Source organism: Sorangium sp. So ce1036 (assembly GCF_051369805.1).
GTDB lineage: Bacteria > Myxococcota_A > Polyangia > Polyangiales > Polyangiaceae > Sorangium > Sorangium cellulosum_F.
Genome location: NZ_JBBMOX010000002.1, coordinates 504,393 through 528,222, shown reverse-complemented (window position 1 = coordinate 528,222; position 23,830 = coordinate 504,393). Strand labels below are relative to the sequence as shown.

The following is a 23,830-nucleotide window of genomic DNA, read 5'->3' as shown; positions in this document are numbered from 1 at the left end:
GCGTTAACCGCGGGTCTCCGGCCACAGGACGACGAGGCCGACCGGCGAAAGGCGCCGCAGCGCGATCTGGTACAGGGCCTCGATCTGCCTGGGTTCGCGCTCGGCCTCGCGCTGGATCGCGTCGAGCCGGTCGCTCATCCACTGCTGCTCCTTGCGGAACTGCTCCTGCTCGCGGTCGTTCAGCCCCAGGTCGGCGAACGTGAGCTGCGCCCGGGTCCGGACCTCCGCCAGGATGGCCGCGCGCTGCGACGCCAGGATCTCCATCAGCGCCTCGGACTCCTCCGCGCCCCGCGCGTGGAGCTTCCGCTCCGCGTCGTGCGCCAGGCTGTCGGCCTCGTCCCGGATGTGCGGCCAGAGCGCCGCGAACAGCCCCGGCGCCGCGGCGCGCACCTTCTCCTGGACGGCCAGGGGCACCTGCTCGAGCTCCGGCGCCTCGGCGAGCACCTGCTCGAGCAGATCGACGGCCTTGCGGTCCGCCTCCTCGGCGAACGGCCTGATCTCCTCCTCCTTGCCGTCGATCCAGCGCGCGGCCACGCTGACGAGCTGGTCGTGGAGCCGCGTCGCGCCGCGGCCGAACAGCGAGAGCCGCCCGAAGCCGATGACGCGCACGAGCGCGTCGTGCCGCGTCCGCACGACCGTGACCCGGCTGAGGTCGTGGGCGCTGTAGCCCTGGGACAGGAACCGCCCGAGCACGCGCTGCACGAACGGGTGCTGGAGGTGCAGGTGCGCGAGCGCGCTGTTCATGCGCGGCGGCGGCCGGAACACCACGGGCTGCGGCGGGCGCTTGCGGAACTCCCAGAACGGCTCGTCCCGCCTGCGGGGCGGGCGCAGCGTGTCGACCGTGTCCTGGCAGGACGCGGGCAGATCCGGCACGGTCCAGGCGTCCGCGCCGGGGATCTCCGCCGGGGCGAGCCGCCCGGCCCCCGCGAGCTCCAGGCCGACGTCGATCGTGTCGCGGAGGAGGGCCGGATCGAAGTCCATCACCTTGCGCGACCGGTTCAGGATGCTCCCCGCCTCCTCGATCTCGTCCTGGAGCCGGCGCAGCTCACCCCGCTGCTCCTCCAGCTCCGTCGCGGCCGTCTCCTTGAGCCCCCCGGCCTCCTCCGCGGCCTCGATCCTGGCGAGCGTCCCCTCGTCGATCCCCGCCTCCATCACCGTGGTCATGCGGTCGAGGAGGACCGAGCTGATGGAGCCGAGCTCCCGGTGGATGACGTCGACCTTCGCGACGAGCGTCCGGAGCACCAGGTCCTCGGGCCGCTCGGGGTAGACGAAGTAGTGGCAGCGCACCTCCGGCGACGGCTGGAGCGTCCGGTCGATGCGCCCGTTGCGCTGCTCGAGGCGCGCGGGGTTCCAGGGGATGTCGAAGTGCACGAGGTCGGCGCAGTGCCCCTGGAGGTTCACGCCCTCGCGGGCCGCGTCCGTGGCGATGAGGATGCGGACGGGGTGCTCGTCCGGCGGCGCGTTGAAGGCGCGCTGGACCTCCTCGCGCTGCTCGTCGCTCATCCCGCCGTGGAAGACCAGGACGCGCTGGTCGGCGTCGTCGGTGCCCTCGACGGCCGCCTGGAGGAGCTGGAGCAGGTAGCGCTTGGTGTCGCCGTACTCGGTGAAGACGATGAGGCGCCGGTCGCTCCACCGCCGCTCCGCGCGCGGCCCTCGCGGAGAGGCCCCTCCCGCTGCATCTCGTCCCGCCACTGGAGGCAGACGGACGCGGGGCACACGATGAGGATGAAGTCGACCCGCTGCCGCAGGAGGAGCTCCTGCGCGACGAGCCCCGCCTCGATGGTCTTGCCCAGGCCGACGTCGTCCGCGATGAACAGGTTCGCGCGGGGCAGCATCAGCGCCTTGCGCAGCGGCGTGAGCTGGTGGGCCATCAGCTTGATGCCCGCGCGGAACGGCGCCTGGAACAGCTTCGCGTCCGTCGCGGTCACGCTGCTCCACTTGAGCGCGTGGAGGTAGGCGGCGAAGCGCCGCGGAGGATCGACGCCCGCGATCTCGCCGAGCCCGTGCGCCTCGGGGCGCAGGATGCGCGCGCCGAGCTCCAGCTCCCAGAGCACGTCGAGCGGGCGGCCCGGGTTGTCGTCGTCGAGACAGACGAGCCGGACGAGCGTCGCGTGGCCCTCCGCCGGCGGCGGCGCGACCTGCTCGACGAGCCACTGCCGGTGGCGCACCTGGACGATGTCGCCCTGCCTCGGCGCGTACCGCGGGATCTCGTGGGCGGTGAAGATCGGCGGCGGCGGTGCGGTGTCCGCGGCGCCATGCGCCCCGAGGAGCCGCGCCGCGAGCTCGGGCCGGGCACGCCCCGCGTCGTCGAGCCCATGGAGCCGGCAGGTAACCTTCAGCTCGTCGCGCCCGAGGCTCCCGAGCAGCTCCCGGAACCGGAGCCGTCCGGAGCGGGCGATCAGCTCGACCTGCTGCTCCTTGGCGGCGTTCGGTGGGACGTTGATGGAGAAGGCCTGCCCGAGATCGAGCAGGCGCGCCTTGGAGAGCGTCTGGAGGACGGAGCGCGTCGACGGGGCCGCCACCGTGCCAGGATAGACGACCGTACGGCCGGCAGCGCAGGCAACGCGCAAGGTCGTGAATCACTTCGGCGGCGCGGGGCCGTAGCACCTCGGGCGCATCCCTCGAACGGACGCCGGCCCCTGGCGATCGTTGCCAGCGCCCTCGCCCCCACCCCTGCCCGCACTCCTCCGTCCCCTCTCTCCCTCCCCGTCGCCGTCTTCTGTGCGCGTGCGCGCTCCAGCTCGATCCCGTTCGCCCCGGATCCCGGCTCGCTGACGTATCCTCGTCGCATGGCCCGCACTGCTCCGGTCCCGAGCATCCCTGCCATGCCATGAACCCGGGCGTCTTCGTACGGCGAGTCGACCTACAATCCTGCAACCGCGAGGATTTTCAAGGGAGCACGATGAACACACGTTCGCGCGCGGAGGGGATCGACGACTCGACTGGCGGATCAGAGCTCGCCGCGAGACGAGATGCACTCGAATCCTTGCGCGGCCCGGACGGAGGCTACGCGCGATCGCATCGCGGGCTCGCCGCGTTCTGGCGGGTCATCGCCGAAGAGATCCTCATTCGTCCGACTCCGCCGGAGATCCTCCCGCTGCTGGATTCGGCAGCCTCACCGAGCTCTCTCCGCTCCTGCGGCGGCTGGGCGGCACGGCGGCGCTCGTGGGAGCCGCCCGAGCCATCGCCGAGGTGGGCCAGTGGCTCCCGTAGCCAGCGATAGGCGGTATAGAGCGCGAGGCGACGCAGCGGACCTGTTCCTTGCGCCGTCGACGAACTGCTAGAACTGGAAGTAGACGAACGGCACCGCCGCCGCGCTCGCCGCCTCGTGGAGGCCGATCGCGACGAGGAACAGCAGCGCGCCCTGGAGCGGCGCCGGCGTCGCGATGAAGGCGCTCTTCGCGCGCTCGTACAGGCGCTCCGGCACGTAGTGGGAGAGCAGCGCCGCCGCGAGCAGCGCGACCAGCACGGGCGGGAGGTTCGGGTGGAACGTCGTCAGCGTGCCGATCTGCCGCAGGATGAGCACGGCCTGCGAGAACGTCGGCACGCGGAAGAAGATCCACGCGAAGCACACGTAGTGGAACGTCAGGAGCACGCAGAGCGCGCGCAGCGGCAGCGGCGTGGCCGCGCCCGCGGCCGCGCGCCCGCGGCCGCCGCGCCGCTGGAAGGCGCGCGTGACCGCCAGGCCCAGGCCGTGGAGGAAGCCCCAGAAGACGAAGTTCCACGACGCGCCGTGCCACAGGCCGCCGAGCACCATCGTGATCATCAGGTTGCGGTACGTCGCGAGCTCCGAGCCGCGGTTGCCGCCGAGCGGGATGTACAGGTAGTCCCGCAGCCACGTGGAGAGCGAGATGTGCCAGCGCCGCCAGAAGTCGGCCAGGTTCTGGGCCTTGTACGGCGCGTCGAAGTTCTTCGGGAACCGCACGCCGAGCAGGAGCGCCGAGCCGATCGCGATGTCCGTGTAGCCGGAGAAGTCGCAGTAGATCTGCGCCGCGTAGCCGTAGACACCGCAGAGCACCTCCAGCGCAGAGTAGTTCTCCGGGCGCTCGAAGACGCGGTCGACCAGGTTCAGCGCGAGCTGATCGGACAGGACGACCTTCTTCACGAGGCCGACCGCAATGAGGAACAGCGCCTCGCCCCCCTGCTCGCGCGTGAGGCTCGGGGCGCGCTCGAACTGCGGGAGCAGGTCGCGCGGGCGCACGATGGGGCCGGCGACGAGGTGCGGGAAGAAGGCGACGAACAGCAGGTAGCGCAGGTAGCTCCGGTGGGGCGGGAGCTCGCGCCGGTAGACGTCGATGACGTAGCTCATCGACTCGAACGTGAAGAACGAGATGCCCACCGGCGGCAGCAGCACCCGGAACGCGTGGTCCACGCTCACCGGCTCGCCCGTGAGCAGGCCGCGGAGCGCCGCGACGTTCTCGATCGCGAAGTTCCAGTACTTGAAGAACCCCAGGAAGCCGAGGTTCAGCGCCACGGTGGCGATGAGCATCGCGCGCCGCGCCCGGGGCCGCTCCTCGCGGGCGATCGCGCGCGCGAGCAGGAAATCGACCGTGGACGAGGCGAAGATGAGCGGGAGGTAGCGCCAGTCCCAGGCCGCATAGAACGCGTAGCTCATGACGAGCAGGAACACGAGGCGCGGGAAGACGCCGAACCACCGCGCGAGCGCCCACGATCCGAGGAAGGCGGCGGCGAAGAACGCGGCGTAATGGAGGGTGTTGAAGAGCACGGCCGGTGGGAGCCCGGGGCAGGGGCTGCGAGGCGCGCGCCGCGCCGGGGAGCGCGGGCGCGCCGGGGAGGGTTACCCGGGCGCGGGGCCCGTGTACCATGACGCCGCGCCGCGCGGGCGAGCCGGCGGCACGGGGCCCGTGTACCATGACGCCGCGCCGCGCGGGCGAGCCGGCGGCGCGGCGCCATGTTGAACGGCGCCCCGCGTCGTGCCAAGGATGGAACTGATGCTGGGTCGCCTCATCCTCGGGATCGTGAAGGGGCTCATCGTGGGGGGCTTGCTCGGGTTCGGGCTGGCGAAGCTCGGCCTCGCGGCGCCCGGCGCGATCGTCGCCTACCTGGCCGCGGCGCTCGCCGGGGTCCTCATCGGGCTCGTCGCCGGCAAGCCCATCTGGGCCAAGGACGCCAAGATCGAGGCGGGCATGAAGGCCTTCGTCGGCGCGCTGCTCGGCGTCGGCCTGATGTTCGTGGCGCGGAGGTGGCTGACCATGCCCGTCCCGGTGCCGCTCGGCGAGCTCGGGGGCGCGAACCTGTCCCTCGGCGAGGCGTCGGGGACCCCCGGGACGTTCGGCGGCCTCGCCATCACGTCGCTCGCCGCGATCGCCGCCCTGCTCGGCGGCTTCTACGAGGCCGACAACGACCCCTCGGACGAGGCCACGCCGGGCGCGAAGCCCGCGGCCAAGGCCGCGGCCGGGGGCAACAACAAGCGCATCGCCTCCTCCGCGGCGGCCGACGATCTCGACGAGGATCTCGAGGCCGAGGCCGAGAAGAAGCGCGCGAAGCGCTAGCCCGTGCCGGTCGCGCGGGCGCTCCTCTACGCCGCCTCGCTCGGCGCGATCGCGCTGGTCGCGCGCTCGCTCCTCGTCGGGCCGATCCCCGTCGCCGCGGCGTGCGCGGCGATCGTGGGCTACCTCGCGCTCGTGCTGTGCGGGGTGTTCTTCCTCGGGCTCGGCATGTTCGTGGACGTGGTGCGGCGCGGCCCGCCCGGCGCGCGGGGCGTCGCGCTCACGTTCGACGACGGGCCGAGCCCGGAGCACACGCCGGAGGTCCTGGACCTGCTCGACCGGGCGGGCGTGAAGGCGACGTTCTTCGTCATCGGCCGCAAGGCCGAGGCGCACCCCGATCTCGTCCGCGCGATCGCGGCGCGGGGCCACGCGATCGGGCTGCACGGCCACGCGCACGACCGGCTGTTCGCGCTGCGCTCGGCCCGGGTGGTCGAGCGCGACCTCGCGCGGGGCCTCGAGGTCCTCGAGCGGATCACCGGCGAGCGGCCCACGCTGTTCAGGCCGCCGATCGGCCACACCAGCCCGCGCATCGCGCGCGCGGTCGACGCGCTCGGCCTCGACGTGATCGGCTGGTCCGCGCGCGGGTTCGACGGGCTGCCGGGGGCGAGCCCGGAGGGGGTCGCGACCCGCGTCATCCCGGGGCTCCGCGACGGGGCGATCGTGCTGCTCCACGACGCGGCCGAGCGCGACGACCACGCGCCCGCGGGCGTCGCGGCGCTCCCGCGCATCCTCGCGGCGATGGGCCAGCGCAACCTGGCCGGCGTCCGCGTCGACGCGTGGCTCGACGAGGGCGGCGGGGACGACGTCGTGACCCGCTGAGCTAGACGATGGATCGAAGGTGGCGCTACGCTCCCCCGTGATGGCTGCGCCGGTGAGCCTGACGCTGTTCGCGCACGTCGCGTCGAGGTCGGAGGACGAGCTCGACCTCGCGGAGGCGGCCCTCCTCATCGACGAGGCCGCGTACCCGGGGCTCGACATCCCCCACTACCTCGGGGTGCTCGACCGGCTCGGCGGGGAGGCGCACCGCGCGCTCGGTCGGCCGCTCAGGGCGGCCGAGGCGACGCCGGGGAGCGGCCCCATCGAGCAGCTCCTGCGCTGGCTCTACGGCGAGCTCGGGTTCCACGGCAACACGTCGGACTACTACGATCCGAGGAACAGCTACCTGCACGAGGTGCTGGATCGCCGGACGGGCATCCCGATCACGCTCGCCGTGGTGCTGCTCGAGGTGTGCCGCCGGGTCGGCGTGGAGGCCCAGGGCGTGTCGTTCCCCGGCCATTTCCTGGTCAGGACGCCGGTGCGCGGCGGCGTGCTGCTCATCGATCCGTTCGAGGGCCGCGTGCTCGGCCGGGAGGACCTGCGCGCGCTGCACGCCCGCACCACCGGCGCCGCGCGCGATCCCGATCCGCGGCTGCTGGTGCCGGCGCAGAAGCGGCAGATCCTGGTGCGCATGCTGAACAACCTGCGCTCGATCTACGCGAGCCGCTCGGACGCTGTGCGGCTGCGCGGCGTGCTCGAGCGGATCCAGGTGCTCGCGCCGTCGGACGAGCTGCGCAAGGAGCTCGACCAGCTCGGCGGCGAGCGGCCGTGGCGGTCGTCGGGGCGCGGGGTGAACTGACGCGGGTGGGCGGCCGGGTGGTGGTCGCGTCGGGGGGGCTCGCCGGAGGGGCTGGAGTGCAGGCGGGCCACGAAAGGGGCCCGCCGGAACGCAAGCCCCGGAGGCGAGCCCCCCCGACGCGACCACCACCCGGCCGGGGCGAGCGGACGGGCGGAGCGAGCGGGCGGCCGCTCGCGCGCCGCGCGGGATCGGATACGCTCGTGGCGCATGGTTCAACCCGCCACGGCCTCGCCGACCTTCGAGGAGCTCTACGAGCGCGTCCGCGCTCTCCCGGAGCACCTGACCGGCGAGATCCTGGAGCCCGGCGTCCTCCGCACGATGTCGCGACCCGGAAAGCGCCATCGCCGCGCGGCCAGGCTCTGCCTGCACGGCCTCGTGCCGTTCGACGCGAACGTCGGCGGCACGGGCTGGTGGATCGAGCCCGAGACGGAGATCCGTTTCCCCGGCGGCCGGCTCGTCGTGCCGGACCTGTGCGGCTTCCGTGTCGAGCGGGTGCCCGAGCTGCCCGACGAGAACCCGCTGTCCGTGCTGCCAGACTGGTGCTGCGAGGTCCTGTCGCCGCGGACCGCGCGCGACGACGTGGCGGTGAAGCTGCCGCTCTACGCGCGCTCCGGCGTCGGCTGGAGCTGGATCGTGGACCCGATGCGCCGGCTGGTCGAGGTGTTCGAGACGGTCGACGGAAGGCCGGCGCTCACGGCGACCGCGCAGGACGAGGAGCGCGTCGCGCTGCCGCCGTTCCACGGGGAGCTCGCGGTCGCCTCCTGGTGGCTTCCGGGCACGGCCGAGGAGTAGAGCGCTTCAGACAGGGCTTCTCCAGGTTTCCGGGTGCGGTTCGCCGTCGAGGACCGACAGGTCGAGATCGCGGAGCTGCTCGGGGTCGCCCAGGACGTCGATCCGGGCGATTTTCCCCTGCGCGAGCGTGAAGCGGAGCACCCGGAAGAGCCTCCCGCGCGGGGCGACGACGACGCCCACCGTGCCGTCGACGAGGGCAGGGCGGGCCAACCTGGCGCCGCGCGCGCCGGAGATCGCCTGCTTGGCCCAGGCGAGCGCGCCGCGGGACTCCTTCCCGGCCGGGGGCGCGACCGTGGCGTCGGCGCGGACCACGACGTCCGGATCGAGGATCGCCACGAGCGCGTCGAAGTCGCCGCCGCGCAGGGCCGCGAGGAAGGCGTCGACGACCTCGCGCTGGCGGCCGACGTCGGCGTCCGGCGACGGGGGCGCCCCCTGCACGCGGCGGCGGGCGCGGCTCGCGAGCTGCCTCGCCGCGGCCGGGGAGCGGCCCACGATGGAGGCGACCTCCTCGAAGGGTACCGCGAACAGGTCGTGCAGCACGAACGCGAGCCGCTCGGCGGGGGTCAGCGTGTCGAGCACCACGAGCAGCGCGAGGCCGACGGAGTCGGCCAGCACCGCCTCGCGCTCGGGGTCGGTCCCGGCCTCGCGATCCGCGGCGGGGTCGGGCGCGGCCATCGGCTCCTCGCGCCGCGCCTTGCGCGAGCGCAGCATGTCGAGGCACACCCGCGCCACGACCGTCGTCAGCCACCCGCCCAGGTTCTCGACGCCGCGCGTGTCGGCGCGGCTCAGGTGGAGCCAGGACTCCTGTACGGCGTCCTCCGCCTCGCCCAGGGAGCCGAGCATCCGGTACGCCACTGCCCGCAGGTGGGCCCGGTGGGCCTCGAACCGCTCCGCCAGCCAACGATCTTCATCCATCGGTCACACTCCCTCGTCGCGCTTCGTCATGGCTGTGACGAACGAACCCTGGCCGATGTGACGACGCGAACGGACGTTCAGCGTCCCGTCACGGTCGGCGAGCACCCCCGGACCCCTCGAAAGGATCACGACCATGCTGAAAGCACGGATGAAGAACCCCGCGATGCTCATGCCCGACATCATGCAGCCCATCCACGCCCTGCTCGGCACGGTGAGGAAGAGCGGCGCGCCGGCGCGGACGCTCGAGCTCGTCCACCTGCGGGTGAGCCAGATCAACGGGTGCAGCGCCTGCATCGACATGGGCGCGCGCGAGCTCAGGAAGGCGGGCGAGACCGACGAGCGCCTGTTCGCCGTGGCGGCCTGGCGCGAGGCGCCCTATTTCACCGACGCGGAGCGCGCCGCGCTGGCGCTCGCCGAGGCCGCGACGAGGCTCAGCGATCGCGCGGATCCGGTGCCCGACCACGTCTGGGAGGAGGCCGCGAGGCACTTCGACGAGCCGGCGCTCGCGGGGCTGGTCCTGCACGTCGCGCTGATCAACTGCTTCAATCGCGTCAACGTCACCACGAGGCAGATCGCCGGCTCGATGAAGGAGGCGCGCCCGGACCCCCGCTGAGGAGGCGTCGACACGCCCCGATGTTCCCCGGCATTTGCCGCGGGCCGGAGCTCTCTGCTCTCGCGTCGTGGTGCTTCGCCAGGGGGACGTTGCCTTCCGGCAGCGCCCCTCGGGTCGACCGTCCTCGCGCCGAGCCGAGATCGCGCCCCACCGCGGCAGAGCCACGTCAGGGGGGACAGGCGCTCGTGGCGTTGTCTTCCTCGCGGACGCTGTCGACATGCTCGAGTCCCTCGACGAACGCCGCGATCTCACAGCTCGCCAAGCGCGGGTTGCCGATGACCTCCACCGAAGCGATGGACCGGGCGCCCAGGCCGCGGAGCGTCGTGAGCGCCAGGTTGTCGCTGATGATCAGGCTCTGGAGCTCGCTCAGGTCCTCGAGCCCCGTGAGATCGAGCAAGGCATCGTTGGCCGTGACGACGAGCCCGTTCATCCGTTCGATCCCGCGTAGCGCGTCGATATCGACGAGCCGAGGGTTGCCCTCGAGGGTCACCGACCCGGGCATCCCCGAGCCCCCCGGGCTCAAGGGGCCAAGCCCGTCGAGGCTGGTGAGCGTGGCGTTATTGACGATGCGGATCAAGAACTCCACGGACCGGAGCCCGCTCAGGCCCTCGAGGCTCGTGAGCCGTCGGTTGTCAGCGATCTCCAGCCTGGTGAGCTCCGAGACCTGATCGAGCCCCGTGAGGCTCATGAGCTTCGGATTCGCGACGATGGTGGCCTCCTTGACCGTGCGCAGCGCGGGCGCGCCCTCCAGGCGGACCAGCCCCGAATTGTCGACCACATCGAGATGGCGCGCGGATTCGAGCGACGTGAGCCCCGTCAGGTCCGCGAGCTCCGGGTTCGCCGAGATCTCGAGGACGCTCACATCAACGAGGTTCTCGAGGCCATCGAGCGAGCTCAGATTTGGATTCCCCAACAGGTACAGGCTGATGGCGGTCCGGAGCTTCTCGAGCCCTTCGAGCGAGCTCAAGTTCACGTTCCCCTCCACCACCATGACCCCGACGGTCTCGAGCGCGTCGAGGCCCTTCAAGCTGACGAGCCCGTTACAACCGATGATTTTGAGCCCGTCGAGGTGCGATGCATTGATCCCCTCGAGGCTCGTGATCTCATCGCTGTCCATCACCTCGATGTTACCTTGGCGGAAGTTGCGGAGCGCGCTCAGGCTCGCGAGCCGAGCGTTCGACTCGAGCGAGAGCTTCCCCGCCTCGACCTTCTCGAAGCCTGACAGGGACGCGAGGGCAGCGTTGTGGGAGATCAACCACGAGTGTCCGTTCAACGCGACGCCCGCGACGCTCTCGAGCAGTGGGTTCGCGGAGACTTCTATGAACCCCGTGACCTCCTCCAGGCTGCGCAGCCCATCGAGGTTGCGCAGCGCTGGATTCTCCAAGATTCTGAGGCTACCGTCGATGGTCGTCAGACATTCCAGCGGGGACAGGTCGGTGACGCCGCCGGTGATCTCGAGCGTGCCGCGGAGCGCGGTCATCCCGCGCAGTTGCTCGAGCTGCGCCTGACTCGTGACGATCAGGTTGCCCTCGCGAACGTCGGGATCGCAGCCTTGCACGCACGTCCCACCGCCGCAGTCGTCGGTGCACCGCCACGTTCCGATCGCGGGGTCGCACTCGCAGCTCGACGGCGTGCAGCCCTCGTCGACGCAGGTCTGCCCCGCGGGGCAGCCCTGGGTCTTGCAGCCGGCGGGGTTCGGGCCGCGACACGCGGCGCCGGCGCCGCTCGATGCGCTCGAGCCGGCGCCGCTCGATGCGCTCGAGCCGGCGCCAGCGCCGCCAGCGCCGCTCGATGCGCTGGAGTCGGCGCCGGAGCTGCTCGTGCTGTCGCCGCCGCCGTCACCTCCTGCGCCGCTGCCGAGGGGAGAAACCCCGCACGCAGCGACGAGCAGCGAGAGCGCCGAGGCGCAACAGCGTGTGGATACGGTGTTCAAGGGCCTCATGGCAAAGCCTCCTGCCGTCTCAATCTCCGGTATCGCTCCTCCGGATCACGGTTTCTCCGCGCGCGCCGATGCCGGCGGCCGACTCGACGCGATCGACGTGCGGGCTGCCGGGGTGCGCCTCGAGGAAGCGCCGCGCCGCCGCGTGCGCGCCCGCGCGATCTCCCTTGCTCGCCAGCGCCTCGACGCGGATCGCGGCGGCCTCGTCGGCGAGCTGCGCGCCGGCGAACTCGCGCGCGTGGCGATCCAGCAGCGCGAGGGCGGCCGCCGGATCGCCGCGCCGCAGCGCGCGCCGCGCGGTGTCGAGCAACGCCAGCTCGGAGGCCAGCGCCGAGGCGTTCCTCTCGGGCGCGCGCTGGCTGCTCGCGGCCGGGGCGGCTCCCGCCAACGCCGCTGGACCCGGGGCGGCTGGACCCGGGGCGGCTGGCCGGGACAGGGGCGGGCCCTCGTCGACGCGCGCGCGCTCCTCCGCGACGTGCTGTGGCCACGCCTCTGCCGCGCCGGAGGCCGGCGGCGGGGCGACCGCCGCCTTCGCCTTGCCGGGCGGGTGAACGGGTGCTGCCGGCGCGGTGGGCGTCTCCTGCGAGCGCCGCGCCGGCGCCGTGACGCCGGTCCATTGCACGACCCCGAGCGTGAGGACGCCCGCGAGCGCACCGATCCCGAGCGCGCTCAAGATCCCGCCCCCGCTGGCCGCGCCCACCACGTTCAGCGCGGCCCCGGCAGCCGCCCCGCCCGCGGCCGCCCCGCCCGCGGCCGCCCCGCCCGCGGCCGCCCCGCCCGCGGCCGCCCCGCCCGCGGCCGCCTTGGCCGCGCTGCCCGCGAGCGTCGCGGCCGTCGCGACGCCGAGCGCGGCGAGCGTACGCCGCGTCAGGCCGCTCGGCGGGCTCTCGTCGAGCGCCGCGCGGAGGAGCGCCGTCTGCAGATCACCCTCCTTCTCGTCCAGGAGGCGCTCGGGATCGGTCATGGCGATTCTCCTCGGTGATGGGCCCGCGCCTCCAGCCGCTTCACGGCGGCCTGGAAGTGCTCGCGCGCGCGACGAAGACGGGACGCGACCGTGCCCGCCGGGAGCTCGAGCAGCGCCGCGATGGCCGCCGTCGGCATCTGCTCCAGCTCGAACAGCACGAAGACGGCGCGCAGGTCGAGCGGCATCGTGTCGAGGATGGCGTCGAGCGTCGCGCGGGCGCGCGCGCGATCCATCATCTCCTCGGGGCCCGGCGCCGGATCGGCGCGCTCGTGGGGCTCGTCCTCCAGGACCTCCCGGCGCCGCTGCTGTGTCCTCCGCGCGCGCGAGGCGATCCGCAGCGCCGTGCCGAACAGGAACGCAGGCTCCCGGCCCGCCTCGATGTCCCCGAGCCTCCTGGCCGCCACCAGGAAGACCTGCTGCACCCCGTCCTCCGCGTCCGCGCGCGGCACGCCGAGCCGCACCAGCGAGCGCCAGACGAAGGCCGAGTGCTGCGTCACGAGCGCAGCGAGACGCCCGGCCGCCGCCCGGCTCTCGGGTGGATCGGCGGCGGGGAGCTCCGCCAGGGTCAGCGCTTCACCACCACGGCTCACGCCTCGTGCAATCTCCGGATCCAGGCGACCCGATCATCAAAACGACAGGCCGGCGCCGGCGTGCAGCGTCAAAAGGACAGGCCGGCGCCGGCGCGCAGCGTCCAGGTGACCGCGGGCACCTCGTGGATGAGCTGCGCGGGGCGCTCGAACACGAACGAGCGCCGCACCAGCGGGAGCTGCGGGCCGCCTTGCAGGTCGACGCGCACGCGCGCCCCGGGCGAGGCGGTCGCGCGCGCGAGGAGCCCGAGGCTGGCCCAGGGCACCGTGGCCTGCTTCGCCTCGGCGATCGTCCCGCCGACGAGCCCGGCGCCGCGGAGGAAGCCGCCCTCCGCGCCCACGCAGGGCGCGAGCGCGAGCCAGCGCGCCGGGCGGAGGAGGTCCGCGCAGGCGTCGAGCCGCCCGATCCCGCGGGTGAAGCGGGCGGCGCCCGGCCCGACATCGACGACGCCCGTGGCGGCCAGCTCGACCGCGCCGCGAAGCGAGACGCCGAGCCCCGCATCGGCGCGCAGCTCGATAAAGGGTCCCCCGCCGAGGAGGGCGCCGGGGGTGACGCCGGACGCGGCGCTCGCGTGGAGGCCGAGCGTCCACCGGCGCGCCTCGGGCAGCGGCTGCTGCGGGGAGCCCAGAGGGAATCGGGCGGCCGGTGAGGGCGGGCGGGCCGCCGGCGCGGGCGCGGCGCGGGCGACCTGCGCCGGTGGGGCCAAGGTGGCGGCGGGCGGCGGCGCGGCGGCAGGGGGCGGGCTCGATGATCCCGGCGCCTCGCCGACGGCGGCCTCCGCCGCGCCGGTCGCGCGCGCCGCGCCGGTGGGGTCCGCCGCCCCGCCGGGGGTCGCCGCCCCGCCGGGAGCCGGATCCTCGGTCGAGCGCGGCTCGGCGGCCGGCGGCTGCGGATCGAGGGGCGCGGTGGGGTCGACCCGGAGGGCCGTGATGAGCGCCAGGGCCGCGACCACCTCCGCGCACGTGGCGCCGCCGACCTCGCGGACGCGCGCCCCCTGCCCCGCGCCGAGGGTGATCCGGCCGCGGGTAGCGCCCGCGCGCCGGGTGATGCGCACGTGTACCTCGAGCGCCGCTTCGTCCGGCGCGGCGACGCGGGCGCGGCTCGTGCGCGCGGTCAGCTCGCGCAGGAACACCTCGGCGCCGGGACAGCCCTCGTGCGCCTCGTAGGAGATGCGCAGGGGCTGGACCTCCGCCCGCGCGTCCGACCCGGCCAGGGCACCGGTGAGCGCGGCGACGGCCACGAGACGGCGCGGGTGGAGCACGGCGCTCCCGGAGCATCGCACGGCGAGGCAGCGTACACGAGCCGCCGTTGCGCGGCGGCGCCGATGCGACCGCAGGCGCGGCGGGCCGCAGCGACACGCCGCGGCGGTCACCTCGCCGATCCGCCGCCGAGATCGAGCTGGCCGGGCCCGGCAGCGCCCCGCGCGGCAGCTCGACGGCGCTGTCGCCGCGCGGGGCGACATGGGCGCAGGGGGCAGGGGCATCGAGACATCTCGGCCAAAGAACCAGACAAAAATCGACGCAATCCAGAAATATGTCTGGCTTTCTGGGATCACGCGGGCCGAATTCAGAATGAAGCCGCCAGAATCAGGCCAATCGAGAGCGATATTCAGAAAAACGATTCAAATATCCAGACAAATGCATGCTGAATCCAGAAAAAAATGCCCAGGGATCAAGCGAACGGGGTGCGCTCCGGAGCGTCCCCGCCCGGCGAGCTCACGGCCTGGCTCGGCTTCCGGCTGCCGGCGTACCACCGCCCGCCTCTCGACGCGCCGCTGCGGCGGTGCCCGAGCTCGACGCGCGCGGCCCTTCGGCCGCGGCGCGACTCCTGGGGAGGCTCTCTCCATCGGGCTCGTCGGCCCGGGGGGAGGACGACGAGAAGAATGCCCCCCTTCGGGAGACGCAGCGCGAAGAGACCTAGCGGGAGAACCGGTCGACGGCGATCTCGTACGTGAGCCCATCGCCGCTACCGCGGGTCGTGATCGTGCCGCCGAAGATCACGGGGCGGCGCTCGCCGTCGAGCGTCTCGAGCGTGGAGCCATCGACGACGAACGTGCAGGTGTTTCCGGCGACGTGCTCGCCGCGCTCGACGACGCAGGAGCGCTCGAGATCGCCGTCGCCGTCGAGATCGACCCGCTCGCCGCACATGTCCGGATCGATCTGCGCGAGCTCGAGGTCCTCGAACACCGAGGTCGTGGCCTCGATCTCGAGAGGCTCCGCGCACGAGAGATCTATCGGGAGGTGCTGCTCGACAGCGTCGCGGAGCTCGAACCCATCAGAGCTCACCACCCGCTCTGCGTCGATGACGCTCAGGTAGCTGACCATCGAGGCCCGCGCCGGGGCGCGGCGCGCTTCGAAGCCACCCTCGGCATGGCCGCCACCTCTCTGGAACTCCTCGATAATGATTTTTTGGAGGTGGAATTCATTCTCCACTTGCTGACAGGCGGACCGGACGCGCTGCATCCACGCGCAGACGCCGGGGTGCGCCTCAATGGTGCATCCACCCGCGCTCATCATCGCGGCAGCAGCGTCGATCCCCGTGTCACGAGACCGATACAAGGAAGATCTTGACAGCGACCGATGGCTTCTGATTTAGGACGTCAAGGGGACATCCAATACATTGGGAGAGCGCGACGTGCTGTTCAGACTCGACGCGGCGCTGCAGACGGACGCCAGGACGGCGGCCGCCGATGACGGCTACGATGCCGTGGGCACCGGCATTGCCGGCGCGATCGTCGCCAACGAGCCAGGCCGGGCCGGCAAGCGGGTGCTTGTGGTGGCGGCGGAGACGGGGACCCACCGGTCGATCTCCGGCCATGAGCCCTGTCTCGCCAGCTTCTTCGCGGCGTCGTCGAACGACAACCGGTCGCCGTTCCCCGAGGACCCGAACGCGCGGAGGTAGGGCGGCTGGGGGGCGGATCGAGGTGGTGTCGGGAGGGATCGGCCGAGAGCGAGGCCGACGGAGGGACCCTCGGCGATGGCGAGGGTCGCGTCGAGTGGCTCTGGTCGGCGACAGGACCCGGAGGAGCAGCGCATGATCGGGATGGGGAGGGAGATCTGCGGCGACCTGGGGCTCGCCGAGGGCCGCGAGTGGCTCGTCACCAACGGCATCGGCGGCTATGGCTCCGGGACGGTGGCCGGCTCGCTCACGCGCGGCTACCACGGGCTCCTCGTCGCCGCCCTCCGGCCGCCCGTCGACCGGCGGCTGATGCTGGTCAAGCTCGACGAGGCGGTCACGTACCGCGGCGCGGCCTGGGACCTCGCGAGCAACCGCTGGGCGAGCGGCGCCGTCGCGCCGCGCGGCTTCGTCCACCTCGAGCACTTCGCGCTCGAGGGCTCGATCCCGTGCTGGCGCTACGCCTGCGCCGACGCGCTGCTCGAAAAGCGCGTCTGGATGGAGCACGGCCAGAACGTCACCTACGTCGCCTACACCGCGCTCCAGGCCCGCGAGCCGCTGCGCTTCACCGCGCGCGCCATCGCCAACAACCGCGCCTTCCACGACACCGGCACCGTCGCGTGGCCGACCGCGGTCAGCGCCGCCTCGGGCGGCGTCCGCGTCGTCACGGGCGGCGACGCGCTGCCGCTGTTCCTCAAGCTGGAGGGCGGCGCGGCCACCCCCGCGTCGGAGCTCTACCGCGGGTTCGCGCTCCCGGCCGAGACGGCGCGCGGGCTCCTCGACCGCGACGACCATGTCCACGTCGCGACCTTCGAGGCGACCCTCCTGCCCGGCGAGACGGCGGTGTTCCTCGCCGCCGCCGGAGATGGCGTCACCGCCGTGGATCCGGAGTCGCTCCCGCGCCGCCGCGCGCGCGATCGAGCCCTCCTCGCGGCGTGGAGCGAAGCGAGGCCGCCGGGCGCGGCCGCCGCCCCCGGCTGGGTCTCGCAGCTCGTCCTCGCGGCCGACCAGTTCGTCGTGGACCGCGCGCAGACCCCCGGCGGCAGCCCCGGCAAGAGCGTCATCGCCGGGTACCCGTGGTTCGAGGACTGGGGCCGCGACACGATGATCAGCCTCCCCGGCCTCGCGCTCTCGACCGGACAGGCGAGCATCGCCGCGCCGATCCTCCGCACGTTCGCCGCGTTCGTGGATCGGGGGATGCTGCCAAACCGGTTCCCCGACGCCGCCGCGCTCCCCGAATACAACACCATGGACGCCACCCTCTGGTACTTCCAGGCCGTCCGCGCCTGTCACGAGGCGACCGGCGACGACGGGCTCCTGCGCGATCTGTTCCCGGTGCTGCGGGAGATCGTCGACTGGCACGTTCGAGGCACGCGCTACGGGATCCAGGTCGACGCGGGCGACGGCCTGCTCCGCGGTGGGCAGGACGGCGTGCAGCTCACCTGGATGGACGCCAAGGTCGGCGATCGCGTGATCACGCCGCGCATCGGCAAGCCGGTCGAGATCAACGCCCTCTGGTACAACGCGCTGCGGGCGATGGTCGCCTTCGCCGCCCGCCTCGGCGAGCCGGCCGAGCCGTATCAGGGGATGGCGGCGAAGGCCCTCGCGTCCTTCGAGCGCTTCTGGAACGCCGCCGCGGGCTACTGCTACGATGTCCTCGACGGGCCCGCCGGCGCCGAGGCGGCGCTCCGGCCGAACCAGATCTTCGCCGTGTCGCTCCCCGAGAGCCCGCTCTCCCCCGAGCGACAGCGCGCCGTGGTCGACGCGTGCGCGCGGGCGCTCCTGACCTCGTACGGGCTGCGCTCGCTCGCCCCGTCGGAGCCGGCCTATCACGGGTCCTACGGCGGCGATCAGGCGCGCCGCGACGCCGCGTACCACCAGGGCGCGGTGTGGGCCTGGCTCATCGGCCCGTTCATCGAGGCGCACCTCCGCGTCTACCGCGATCCCGACGCGGCCCGCCGGCTGCTCGCGCCGCTGGGCGACCACCTCGGCGCCGCCGGCCTCGGCTCGATCAGCGAGATCTTCGATGGTGACGCCCCCTTCGCGCCGCGCGGCTGCATCGCCCAGGCGTGGAGTGTCGGCGAGGCGCTCCGCGCCTTCACGCTCCTCGACCGGGCGGCGCCTACCGTCCGGGAGCGCGCTTGACCCGACGACGCGACGAGGAGATCACGAGGTGATCCAGGGCAAGGAAGCGCGCCGCAGCCGGACACCGGCGATCTGCGGCGCGACGACGGCTACTTCGAGCAGCAGGGCAACGTCACGGTGAGGACGCGGATCAAGGCGTTTCAGAGCGCCCGCGCGCCGGCGAGAGCCGCCCGTCGCGGCGCTCTTCCATCACCTCCCACCTCCGCGAGGCTCGACGCCATGTCGGGAGGTGCGCCTGCCAGACGGCACGCCTCCCGGAGAACGCGCGCCCGCTCGGCTCTCCGCGCCTGCCCGGTTCTCTCGGCCGCCGGGGCGCCCTACGATGGCCACCATGGACCGCCGTACCGCCCTCGGTGCCCTCGCCGCGGCGCCCGTCATGGCCGCTTGCAGCCGCGCCGAGCCCTCGCCCACCCGCAGCGACGAGGCTGCGCTCGCCCTGGAGGACGTCGTCCGCGACGTCGCGCCGCTCGGGTTTCCCTGGGAGACCCTCGATCCCTTCCTGTTCTGCGTCCACCACGACGACGCGTACCCGGCCGGCAACGAGCGGCTGGGGCCGGCCGCCTCGCTCGCCGGCCGCGCCATCGGGCGCGATTTCGCCGGGAAGGACGGCTGGCGCATGTACCACGGCGACGTGATCCCCGGCTTCCCGCAGCACCCGCACCGCGGCTTCGAGACGGTGACGCTCGTGCGCCGCGGGCTCGTCGATCACGCCGACTCGCTCGGCGCGGCCGCGCGGTACGGCCGCGGCGACGTCCAGTGGCTCACGGCCGGGCGCGGGGTCGTCCACGCGGAGATGTTCCCGCTCCTCGACCGCGGCGGGCCCAACCCGCTCGAGCTCTTCCAGATCTGGCTCAACCTCCCGCGCGCGGACAAGCTCGCCGATCCCCACTTCGTGATGATGTGGGAGCGCACGATCCCGAAGCAGCGCGCGCGCGACGCGGCCGGGAGAGGCACCGAGCTCACGGTCGTCGCGGGCGCGTTCGGCGACCTCCGCCCCCCGGCCCCGCCGCCGCGGTCGTGGGCGGCGCGCGCCGAGAGCGACGTCGCGATCTGGACGCTCAAGATGGCGCCGGGCGCGCGGTTCACGCTGCCGGCCGCCTCGCCCGGCGCGAACCGCGCGCTCTACTTCTTCCGCGGCAGCCAGCTCCGGGTCGGGGCGCGCTCCGTCCCCGCGGCGCACCGGATCGTGCTCCGCGATGGCGCCGCGGCGCTGCTCGAGAACGGCGCCGACGAGGCCGAGATCCTGCTCCTCCAGGGCCGGCCCATCGGCGAGCCCGTCGCGCAGCACGGCCCGTTCGTGATGACCTCTGCGGCGGAGGTCCAGCAGGCGTACGCCGATTACCGGCGGACCGGCTTCGGCGGATGGCCCTGGCCGAGCGACGGTCCGGTCCACGGCCGCGAGGACGGCCGCTTCGCGCGGTATCCGGACGGGCGGATCGACAGGGCGGGCTGACCCGCGCGGGCGCGCCGACCCTTTCCCCGCGCATCAGGGCGCCGCCTTGGCCCCGCCGCCCGCCGCGGTCTCCGCGCCCGGCAGCAGCACCACGAACCGCGCCCCGCCGTCGGCGCCTCGCTCGACCCCGATCGAGCCCCCCGCCGCCTCGACGAGCCCCCGGCACACCGCGAGCCCGAGCCCCGTCCCCTCGCCGACCTCCTTGGTCGTGATGAACGGCTCGAACAGCGTGTCGCGCACCTCCTCCGCGATCCCCGGGCCGTTGTCCTCGACCTCGATCCGCGCGCCCCCGCCCGCGCCGCGCGCCGCGCGCACCGTGATGCGCCCCCCGGCGCGCGGCACCGCGTCGGCCGCGTTCAGGAGCAGGTTCAGGAGCACCTGCACGAGCCGCTCGTGCGACAGCGGCACGGGCGGCACGTCGGGCGCGACGTCCCGCGCGAGCTCGACCCCGCGGAACACCTTCTGCGGCGCCACGAGCGAGACGACGTCCTCGAGCGCCTCCGCGACCGACCCGGTGGGCTCCTGCCCCGCGCCCCCCGGCGCCCGCGCGCCGCGCGCCGCGGGCCGCGCGAAATCGAGCAGGTCGCGCAGGATCTTGTGGATGCGCTCCGTCTCGCGCTTCATCCGCTCGAGGAAGTCGCGCTCCTCGGCCTTCGTGAGCCCGCCCGCGAGCAGCAGCTCCTGGAAGCCGAGGACCGCGGCGATCGGGTTGCCGATCTCGTGCGCGAGCCCCGCCGCGAGCCGCCCCACCGAGGCGAGCCGCTCCGAGCGGACGAGCCGCTCCTGCGCGCTCTTCAGGTCCGTCGCGTAGCGCTCGACCTCGGCGATCTTCGCCCGCAGCGACTCCTCGTCGGCGCGGAGGCGGCCGGTCATGAGCGCGAGGCTCGCCCCGAGCTCGGCGAGCTCCCGGGCGCCGGCGCGCGGCACCTCGAGGTCCCGCGCCCCGCCGGCCACGCGGCGCGCGGCCTGCGACAGCGCGTCGATGGGCCGCACCACGAGGCGGGTCATCGAGAAGTACGCGAACACGAGCAGCGCGAGCGCCACGACCCCGGTGTAGAGCGCCACGATGCGCACGAGCGGCGCGGCCGGGACCGTGGACGGGTCGGTCGGCACCAGCACCGCGACCGAGCCCACCGCGGGCGCGCGCCCGGGAGGTGCCGCGGCGGGGGCGCGGGCGTGCTCCGGGACGATCACCAGGATGGCGCCCCCGCGCGCCGTGCGCACCGGCCTCGTCGCCTCGGCGCCGGCCTCGACCGAGGCGGGCAGCGCCGCCGCGACGTCCGGCTCGCCGGCGCGGTCGAGGAGCGCCCCGGTCGCGTCGTAGACGCCGATGGCCGAGGCCCCGTCCGGGCCGAGCTGGGCCTCGAGCAGCAACGGCAGCTCCGGCGCCGATCGGGTCGCCCGCGCCGCGACGACGTGCCCGGCGATCGCGCGGCCGAGCGCGCGGGCGCTCGAGGCGCGCGCGCCGCCCAGGGTGGCCCGCGTGAGGCTCGCCACGGCGAAGAAGAGCGGCACGAACGCCAGCACGAGCAGCGCGCCGAGCGCGAACAAGAGCTGAAGCCGGATCCCGAGCCGCACGGTGTCGTCTGCCCCCTGTCGCCCATCCTCGCCCGGCACGCCGGCCGTCCGCTGCCGAAAGCGCGCGGCCGTCCGCTGCCGGAAGCGTGCTGGCTCGGAGGAGCGCCCTCTCTGATAGCGGGCCGCGCGCCCGCGGCAAAGCGTCGGCCGAGGGCCGGCCTGGGGCCTCGCCGTGCGCGCCGGCCGCCTCATCGCGCGCCGCTCGGGGCGAGGCGCGCCGGCCGCCCCATCGCGCGCCGCTCGGGGCGAGGCGCGCCGGCCGCCCGCGAGGCGCGGCCGCGGCACAGGAGCGGAACCGGCGCCTCTTGGGCGTCGCATGCTGGCCCTCCTGAACGACCCCTGAATGAAGCGCGAGGCGACCGCATCGCATGGACGTGCGACGCGGCCGCACCCACGCAGCGGAGCGGCCTGCGCCTAGGTACGATCGATCGCTGCCGGAGCCTCTCTCGATGACGACACGCTCCCTGGGCCCGCTCTCCCGCCGACCGTCCGCCCTGCTGCACGCGCTGGCCACAGCCCTGGTTGCAGCGGCGTGCGCCCCGCCCCCGGCGGGCGGGAGCGGCGGAACTGTGCTGGACGACGGCGGTGCCGACGCGGCGCCGCCCGATCCCGGCGTGGATGCGGGGGACAACACCCCACCCGACCCCGGCGATACGGGGAACGTCACCCCACCCGGCCCCGCCGGCGCTGGGGGCGCGGGCGGCTCGTCAACGGCCCCGGACGGCGGAACGGACCCGGGCGGCGGGGGCGAGGGCGGCGGCGGCGGCATGGGCGGCGGCGGCGGCATGGGCGGCGGCGGCCCCGGCGGAGACGAGGGCTGTGTCGTGGAAGCGCCGGCGGACCCAGGGCCCCCCGCCGGCGGGACCCTGCTGGAGATCCCGCCTGATGCCCCCCACGAGCAACGCCCGCCCTGGCGCGCGGGCTCGTGCACCGGCTGGTCGCAGGTGCCTCCGGCGTACGAATACCGCTCGCTGGCCATCTCGGACGAGGGGCTCTGGGCCGCCGGCAGCACCTCATACACCTCGTCGCACCTCATGCACCGCACGCGCTGTGGCTGGACGATGACGGGCTTCAGACCGGGGTCGAGCCTCCACCGCGTCGTCGCCGGGAAAGACTGGGTGGCGCTCGACACCGGCACGAGCGCCCGCATCCCGTACCGCCGCGGAGGGACCTGGTACAATATCGCCTTACCGGAGCTCACGCTCTCCATCACGCTCTACAGAGTCGGTGAGTCGCTGGCGCTCGTCTCATACGACGGGGGGATTCGGCTGTACGATCCGTCGGCCGGATGGCGCGGCATCCGCCAGGCGGGCACCGGCACCACGCGCGCGCTCTGGGGTGACTCGACCCACCTCTTCGAGGCCCACGACAGCGGGATCCGACACTGGGATGGCTCCCGCTGGCACGAGCTCGCCGGCCCGGCGCCACAGCCATATTTCGCGATCGCCGGGAACGGGACCGAGGTGTTCGCCACCAGCGAGCACGAGCTTTACAAGGTCTCTGACGGCTCGCTGGTGTTGCAGCCCTCGATGAGTTGCGCCAATGGCGCCCTCGCCGCCTATCACCCGCGCCTCGCGGCCGAGGGCGGGACGCTGGTCGTCGCGGCGCTGTGCACCACGGGGGCGTCGGGCGCGTGGAACGTCGAGCTGTTCAGCCGGATCGGCGGCGCGTGGGTCGCGCTGCCCCCGCTCCCGGCGCCGCACGCGACGGTGAAGGGCTCATTTTACGCTCCGGCCCTCCAGGTCGACCGGTCGGGGGTCGTCTACGCCAGCGTGGGCGAGGGGCAGATCCTGCGGCTCGATACGACCGGCTGGACCTCCCTCGTGGAGTCGCCCGCGCCGACGTGGAAGACGTTCGCGGGGCGCTCGACGGCCGAGCTCTATGGCATCGGAGACGGCATCACGCGCCTCTCCGCGGACGGCCTCGCGTGGACGCCGGTCGCCGGCGCCGAGGAGATCCGGGGCCGTGAGGCGTGGCAGGCGCCGGACGGCACGCTCTTCGTCGTCTCGGCCGACGCCGGCACGACCTCGCTGTTCCGTCACGACGGCGCGACCTGGACGCGCGATCTGTCGATCCCGGCCACGGCGAGCTCCAATGTCGTGGGGCGCTCGTCCTCGGACGTCTACGTCGCGCTGGGGAACACGCTCCATCGCTGGGACGGCGCCGCGTGGACCGCGGTGGGCACCTCGCCGTGCAACGGCAGGTCCGCCGTCATGGCGCGCATCGCGGTCGCGGGCTCGCGCGTCCTGGTCGCGCGGTGCGACAAGGACCGAACGGATACCACCCGGGGCCCCGCGTTCGTGGAATGGGACGGCGCCGCGTGGTCCGAGCCCCCCGCGACCGGAGACCTCCTCGCGCAGATCGGCCCGCCCGACGCGCCGCAAGCCGGCGTGCTGGACAGCCGCGGGGGCGGGGGCGCGTACCGCATGCGCGACGAGATCGGCTGGTGGATCAGCGCCTTGCCGCCGGTGACGACCGTCGCCGATCTCGTGGGCACGCCCGGGCGGCTCGTCGCGAGCGCCTCGTTCTACGGCCTGGAGCCGTTCCGCCAGAGCCTCAGCCGAACGGACGGCACGACCTGGACTCACAACCACGACTGGATGCATTTCGCGACCGCCAACGACGTCACATTTCCTCGCCGGATCTGGAGCGACGGTCGCTGGGTAGCCACCACGGTCGGCCTGGGAGAGCTGGATTTGTCCGGCGGTCCCTGGAACACGATCGTGCTGTGCGATCTCGGTCCGTAGCACCACTGCGGGAAGTTGCCCCGGATCAGCAGAAGAACCGCCATGGCGCCAACGACGCCAAGAGCCAAGAAGAGAG

At 73.7% G+C, this 23,830-nt stretch carries 19 protein-coding genes; 9 read left to right on the top strand and 10 right to left on the bottom strand.

Annotated elements, in window-relative coordinates; translation table 11 throughout:
* Positions 1-3: 3 nt before the first annotated feature.
* From WMF31_RS39050 to WMF31_RS39040, 3 genes are all read right to left on the bottom strand, one after another.
* Positions 4-1,578, bottom strand: coding sequence for a helicase-related protein (locus WMF31_RS39050; RefSeq protein ID WP_436607587.1), 1,575 nt, complete (start codon positions 1,576-1,578; stop codon positions 4-6).
* On the bottom strand, positions 1,500-2,522 hold the full coding sequence (locus tag WMF31_RS39045; protein ID WP_436606966.1) for an SNF2-related protein: 1,023 nt from the start codon (positions 2,520-2,522) through the stop codon (positions 1,500-1,502). Before WMF31_RS39045 ends, WMF31_RS39050 begins: the two co-directional genes overlap by 79 nt.
* Before the next feature lie 758 nt (positions 2,523-3,280).
* The gene (locus WMF31_RS39040; RefSeq protein ID WP_436606965.1) at positions 3,281-4,726 is read right to left on the bottom strand and encodes an MBOAT family O-acyltransferase; all 1,446 of its coding nucleotides are present in this window, start codon (positions 4,724-4,726) and stop codon (positions 3,281-3,283) included.
* A 226-nt stretch (positions 4,727-4,952) separates the two neighbouring features.
* On the opposite strand from WMF31_RS39040, the gene WMF31_RS39035 reads away from it, so the two are divergent.
* From WMF31_RS39035 to WMF31_RS39020, 4 genes are all read left to right on the top strand, one after another.
* Positions 4,953-5,513 carry a hypothetical protein gene (locus WMF31_RS39035; protein ID WP_436606964.1) on the top strand — a complete coding sequence of 187 codons (561 nt, stop codon included), beginning with the start codon at positions 4,953-4,955 and terminating at the stop codon, positions 5,511-5,513.
* 3 nt (positions 5,514-5,516) lie between these two features.
* The gene (locus WMF31_RS39030; RefSeq protein WP_436606963.1) at positions 5,517-6,329 is read left to right on the top strand and encodes a polysaccharide deacetylase family protein; all 813 of its coding nucleotides are present in this window, start codon (positions 5,517-5,519) and stop codon (positions 6,327-6,329) included.
* Positions 6,330-6,348: 19 nt separating this feature from the next.
* Positions 6,349-7,125, top strand: coding sequence for a SirB1 family protein (locus WMF31_RS39025; protein ID WP_436606962.1), 777 nt, complete (start codon positions 6,349-6,351; stop codon positions 7,123-7,125).
* A 207-nt stretch (positions 7,126-7,332) separates the two neighbouring features.
* Complete coding sequence (locus WMF31_RS39020; RefSeq protein ID WP_436606961.1) at positions 7,333-7,917, top strand: Uma2 family endonuclease; 585 nt, start codon at positions 7,333-7,335, stop codon at positions 7,915-7,917.
* A 6-nt stretch (positions 7,918-7,923) separates the two neighbouring features.
* On the opposite strand, the gene WMF31_RS39015 is transcribed toward WMF31_RS39020, so the two are convergent.
* On the bottom strand, positions 7,924-8,832 hold the full coding sequence (locus tag WMF31_RS39015; protein WP_436606960.1) for a sigma-70 family RNA polymerase sigma factor: 909 nt from the start codon (positions 8,830-8,832) through the stop codon (positions 7,924-7,926).
* Positions 8,833-8,968: 136 nt separating this feature from the next.
* Between WMF31_RS39015 and WMF31_RS39010 the strand changes: the two genes are divergently transcribed.
* Positions 8,969-9,445, top strand: a complete 477-nt coding sequence (locus tag WMF31_RS39010) for a carboxymuconolactone decarboxylase family protein (protein WP_436607586.1) — start codon at positions 8,969-8,971, stop codon at positions 9,443-9,445.
* Positions 9,446-9,611: 166 nt separating this feature from the next.
* On the opposite strand, the gene WMF31_RS39005 is transcribed toward WMF31_RS39010, so the two are convergent.
* The 5 genes from WMF31_RS39005 to WMF31_RS38985 all read right to left on the bottom strand — a co-directional run bounded on the left by WMF31_RS39005 (position 9,612) and on the right by WMF31_RS38985 (position 15,260).
* Positions 9,612-11,387, bottom strand: a complete 1,776-nt coding sequence (locus WMF31_RS39005; RefSeq protein WP_436606959.1) for a hypothetical protein — start codon at positions 11,385-11,387, stop codon at positions 9,612-9,614.
* A gap of 19 nt (positions 11,388-11,406) precedes the next feature.
* Positions 11,407-12,348, bottom strand: coding sequence for a hypothetical protein (locus WMF31_RS39000; RefSeq protein WP_436606958.1), 942 nt, complete (start codon positions 12,346-12,348; stop codon positions 11,407-11,409).
* On the bottom strand, positions 12,345-12,938 hold the full coding sequence (locus WMF31_RS38995; protein WP_129355192.1) for an RNA polymerase sigma factor: 594 nt from the start codon (positions 12,936-12,938) through the stop codon (positions 12,345-12,347). The genes WMF31_RS39000 and WMF31_RS38995 overlap by 4 nt, the downstream gene beginning before the upstream one ends.
* A 68-nt stretch (positions 12,939-13,006) precedes the next feature.
* Positions 13,007-14,218 carry a hypothetical protein gene (locus WMF31_RS38990; RefSeq protein ID WP_436606957.1) on the bottom strand — a complete coding sequence of 404 codons (1,212 nt, stop codon included), beginning with the start codon at positions 14,216-14,218 and terminating at the stop codon, positions 13,007-13,009.
* Positions 14,219-14,852: 634 nt separating this feature from the next.
* Positions 14,853-15,260: a hypothetical protein gene (locus WMF31_RS38985; protein WP_436606956.1), complete on the bottom strand. Its 408-nt coding sequence runs from the start codon at positions 15,258-15,260 to the stop codon at positions 14,853-14,855.
* Between the two features lie 310 nt (positions 15,261-15,570).
* On the opposite strand from WMF31_RS38985, the gene WMF31_RS38980 reads away from it, so the two are divergent.
* From WMF31_RS38980 to WMF31_RS38970, 3 genes are all read left to right on the top strand, one after another.
* Positions 15,571-15,837 carry a hypothetical protein gene (locus WMF31_RS38980; protein ID WP_436606955.1) on the top strand — a complete coding sequence of 89 codons (267 nt, stop codon included), beginning with the start codon at positions 15,571-15,573 and terminating at the stop codon, positions 15,835-15,837.
* A 132-nt stretch (positions 15,838-15,969) separates the two neighbouring features.
* Positions 15,970-17,976, top strand: coding sequence for an amylo-alpha-1,6-glucosidase (locus WMF31_RS38975; RefSeq protein WP_436606954.1), 2,007 nt, complete (start codon positions 15,970-15,972; stop codon positions 17,974-17,976).
* Positions 17,977-18,298: 322 nt separating this feature from the next.
* Positions 18,299-19,429, top strand: a complete 1,131-nt coding sequence (locus WMF31_RS38970; RefSeq protein ID WP_436606953.1) for a pirin family protein — start codon at positions 18,299-18,301, stop codon at positions 19,427-19,429.
* A 33-nt stretch (positions 19,430-19,462) separates the two neighbouring features.
* On the opposite strand, the gene WMF31_RS38965 is transcribed toward WMF31_RS38970, so the two are convergent.
* A complete protein-coding gene (locus WMF31_RS38965) occupies positions 19,463-21,046 on the bottom strand; it encodes an ATP-binding protein (protein WP_436606952.1) in 1,584 nt (527 codons plus the stop codon).
* 410 nt (positions 21,047-21,456) lie between these two features.
* On the opposite strand from WMF31_RS38965, the gene WMF31_RS38960 reads away from it, so the two are divergent.
* Complete coding sequence (locus WMF31_RS38960; protein WP_436606951.1) at positions 21,457-23,754, top strand: hypothetical protein; 2,298 nt, start codon at positions 21,457-21,459, stop codon at positions 23,752-23,754.
* Positions 23,755-23,830 lie beyond the last annotated feature (76 nt).

What these genes read in the sequence shown, in the direction of transcription:
- WMF31_RS39035 (WP_436606964.1), top strand. Translation starts at nt 4,953, where the DNA reads ATGCTGGGTCGCCTCATCCTCGGGATCGTGAAGGGGCTCATCGTGGGG.
- WMF31_RS39020 (WP_436606961.1), top strand. Translation starts at nt 7,333, where the DNA reads ATGGTTCAACCCGCCACGGCCTCGCCGACCTTCGAGGAGCTCTACGAG.
- WMF31_RS39015 (WP_436606960.1), bottom strand. Translation starts at nt 8,832, where the DNA reads ATGGATGAAGATCGTTGGCTGGCGGAGCGGTTCGAGGCCCACCGGGCC.
- WMF31_RS39005 (WP_436606959.1), bottom strand. Translation starts at nt 11,387, where the DNA reads ATGAGGCCCTTGAACACCGTATCCACACGCTGTTGCGCCTCGGCGCTC.
- WMF31_RS39000 (WP_436606958.1), bottom strand. Translation starts at nt 12,348, where the DNA reads ATGACCGATCCCGAGCGCCTCCTGGACGAGAAGGAGGGTGATCTGCAG.
- WMF31_RS38985 (WP_436606956.1), bottom strand. Translation starts at nt 15,260, where the DNA reads ATGGTCAGCTACCTGAGCGTCATCGACGCAGAGCGGGTGGTGAGCTCT.
- WMF31_RS38975 (WP_436606954.1), top strand. Translation starts at nt 15,970, where the DNA reads ATGATCGGGATGGGGAGGGAGATCTGCGGCGACCTGGGGCTCGCCGAG.
- WMF31_RS38970 (WP_436606953.1), top strand. Translation starts at nt 18,299, where the DNA reads ATGGCCACCATGGACCGCCGTACCGCCCTCGGTGCCCTCGCCGCGGCG.
- WMF31_RS38960 (WP_436606951.1), top strand. Translation starts at nt 21,457, where the DNA reads ATGACGACACGCTCCCTGGGCCCGCTCTCCCGCCGACCGTCCGCCCTG.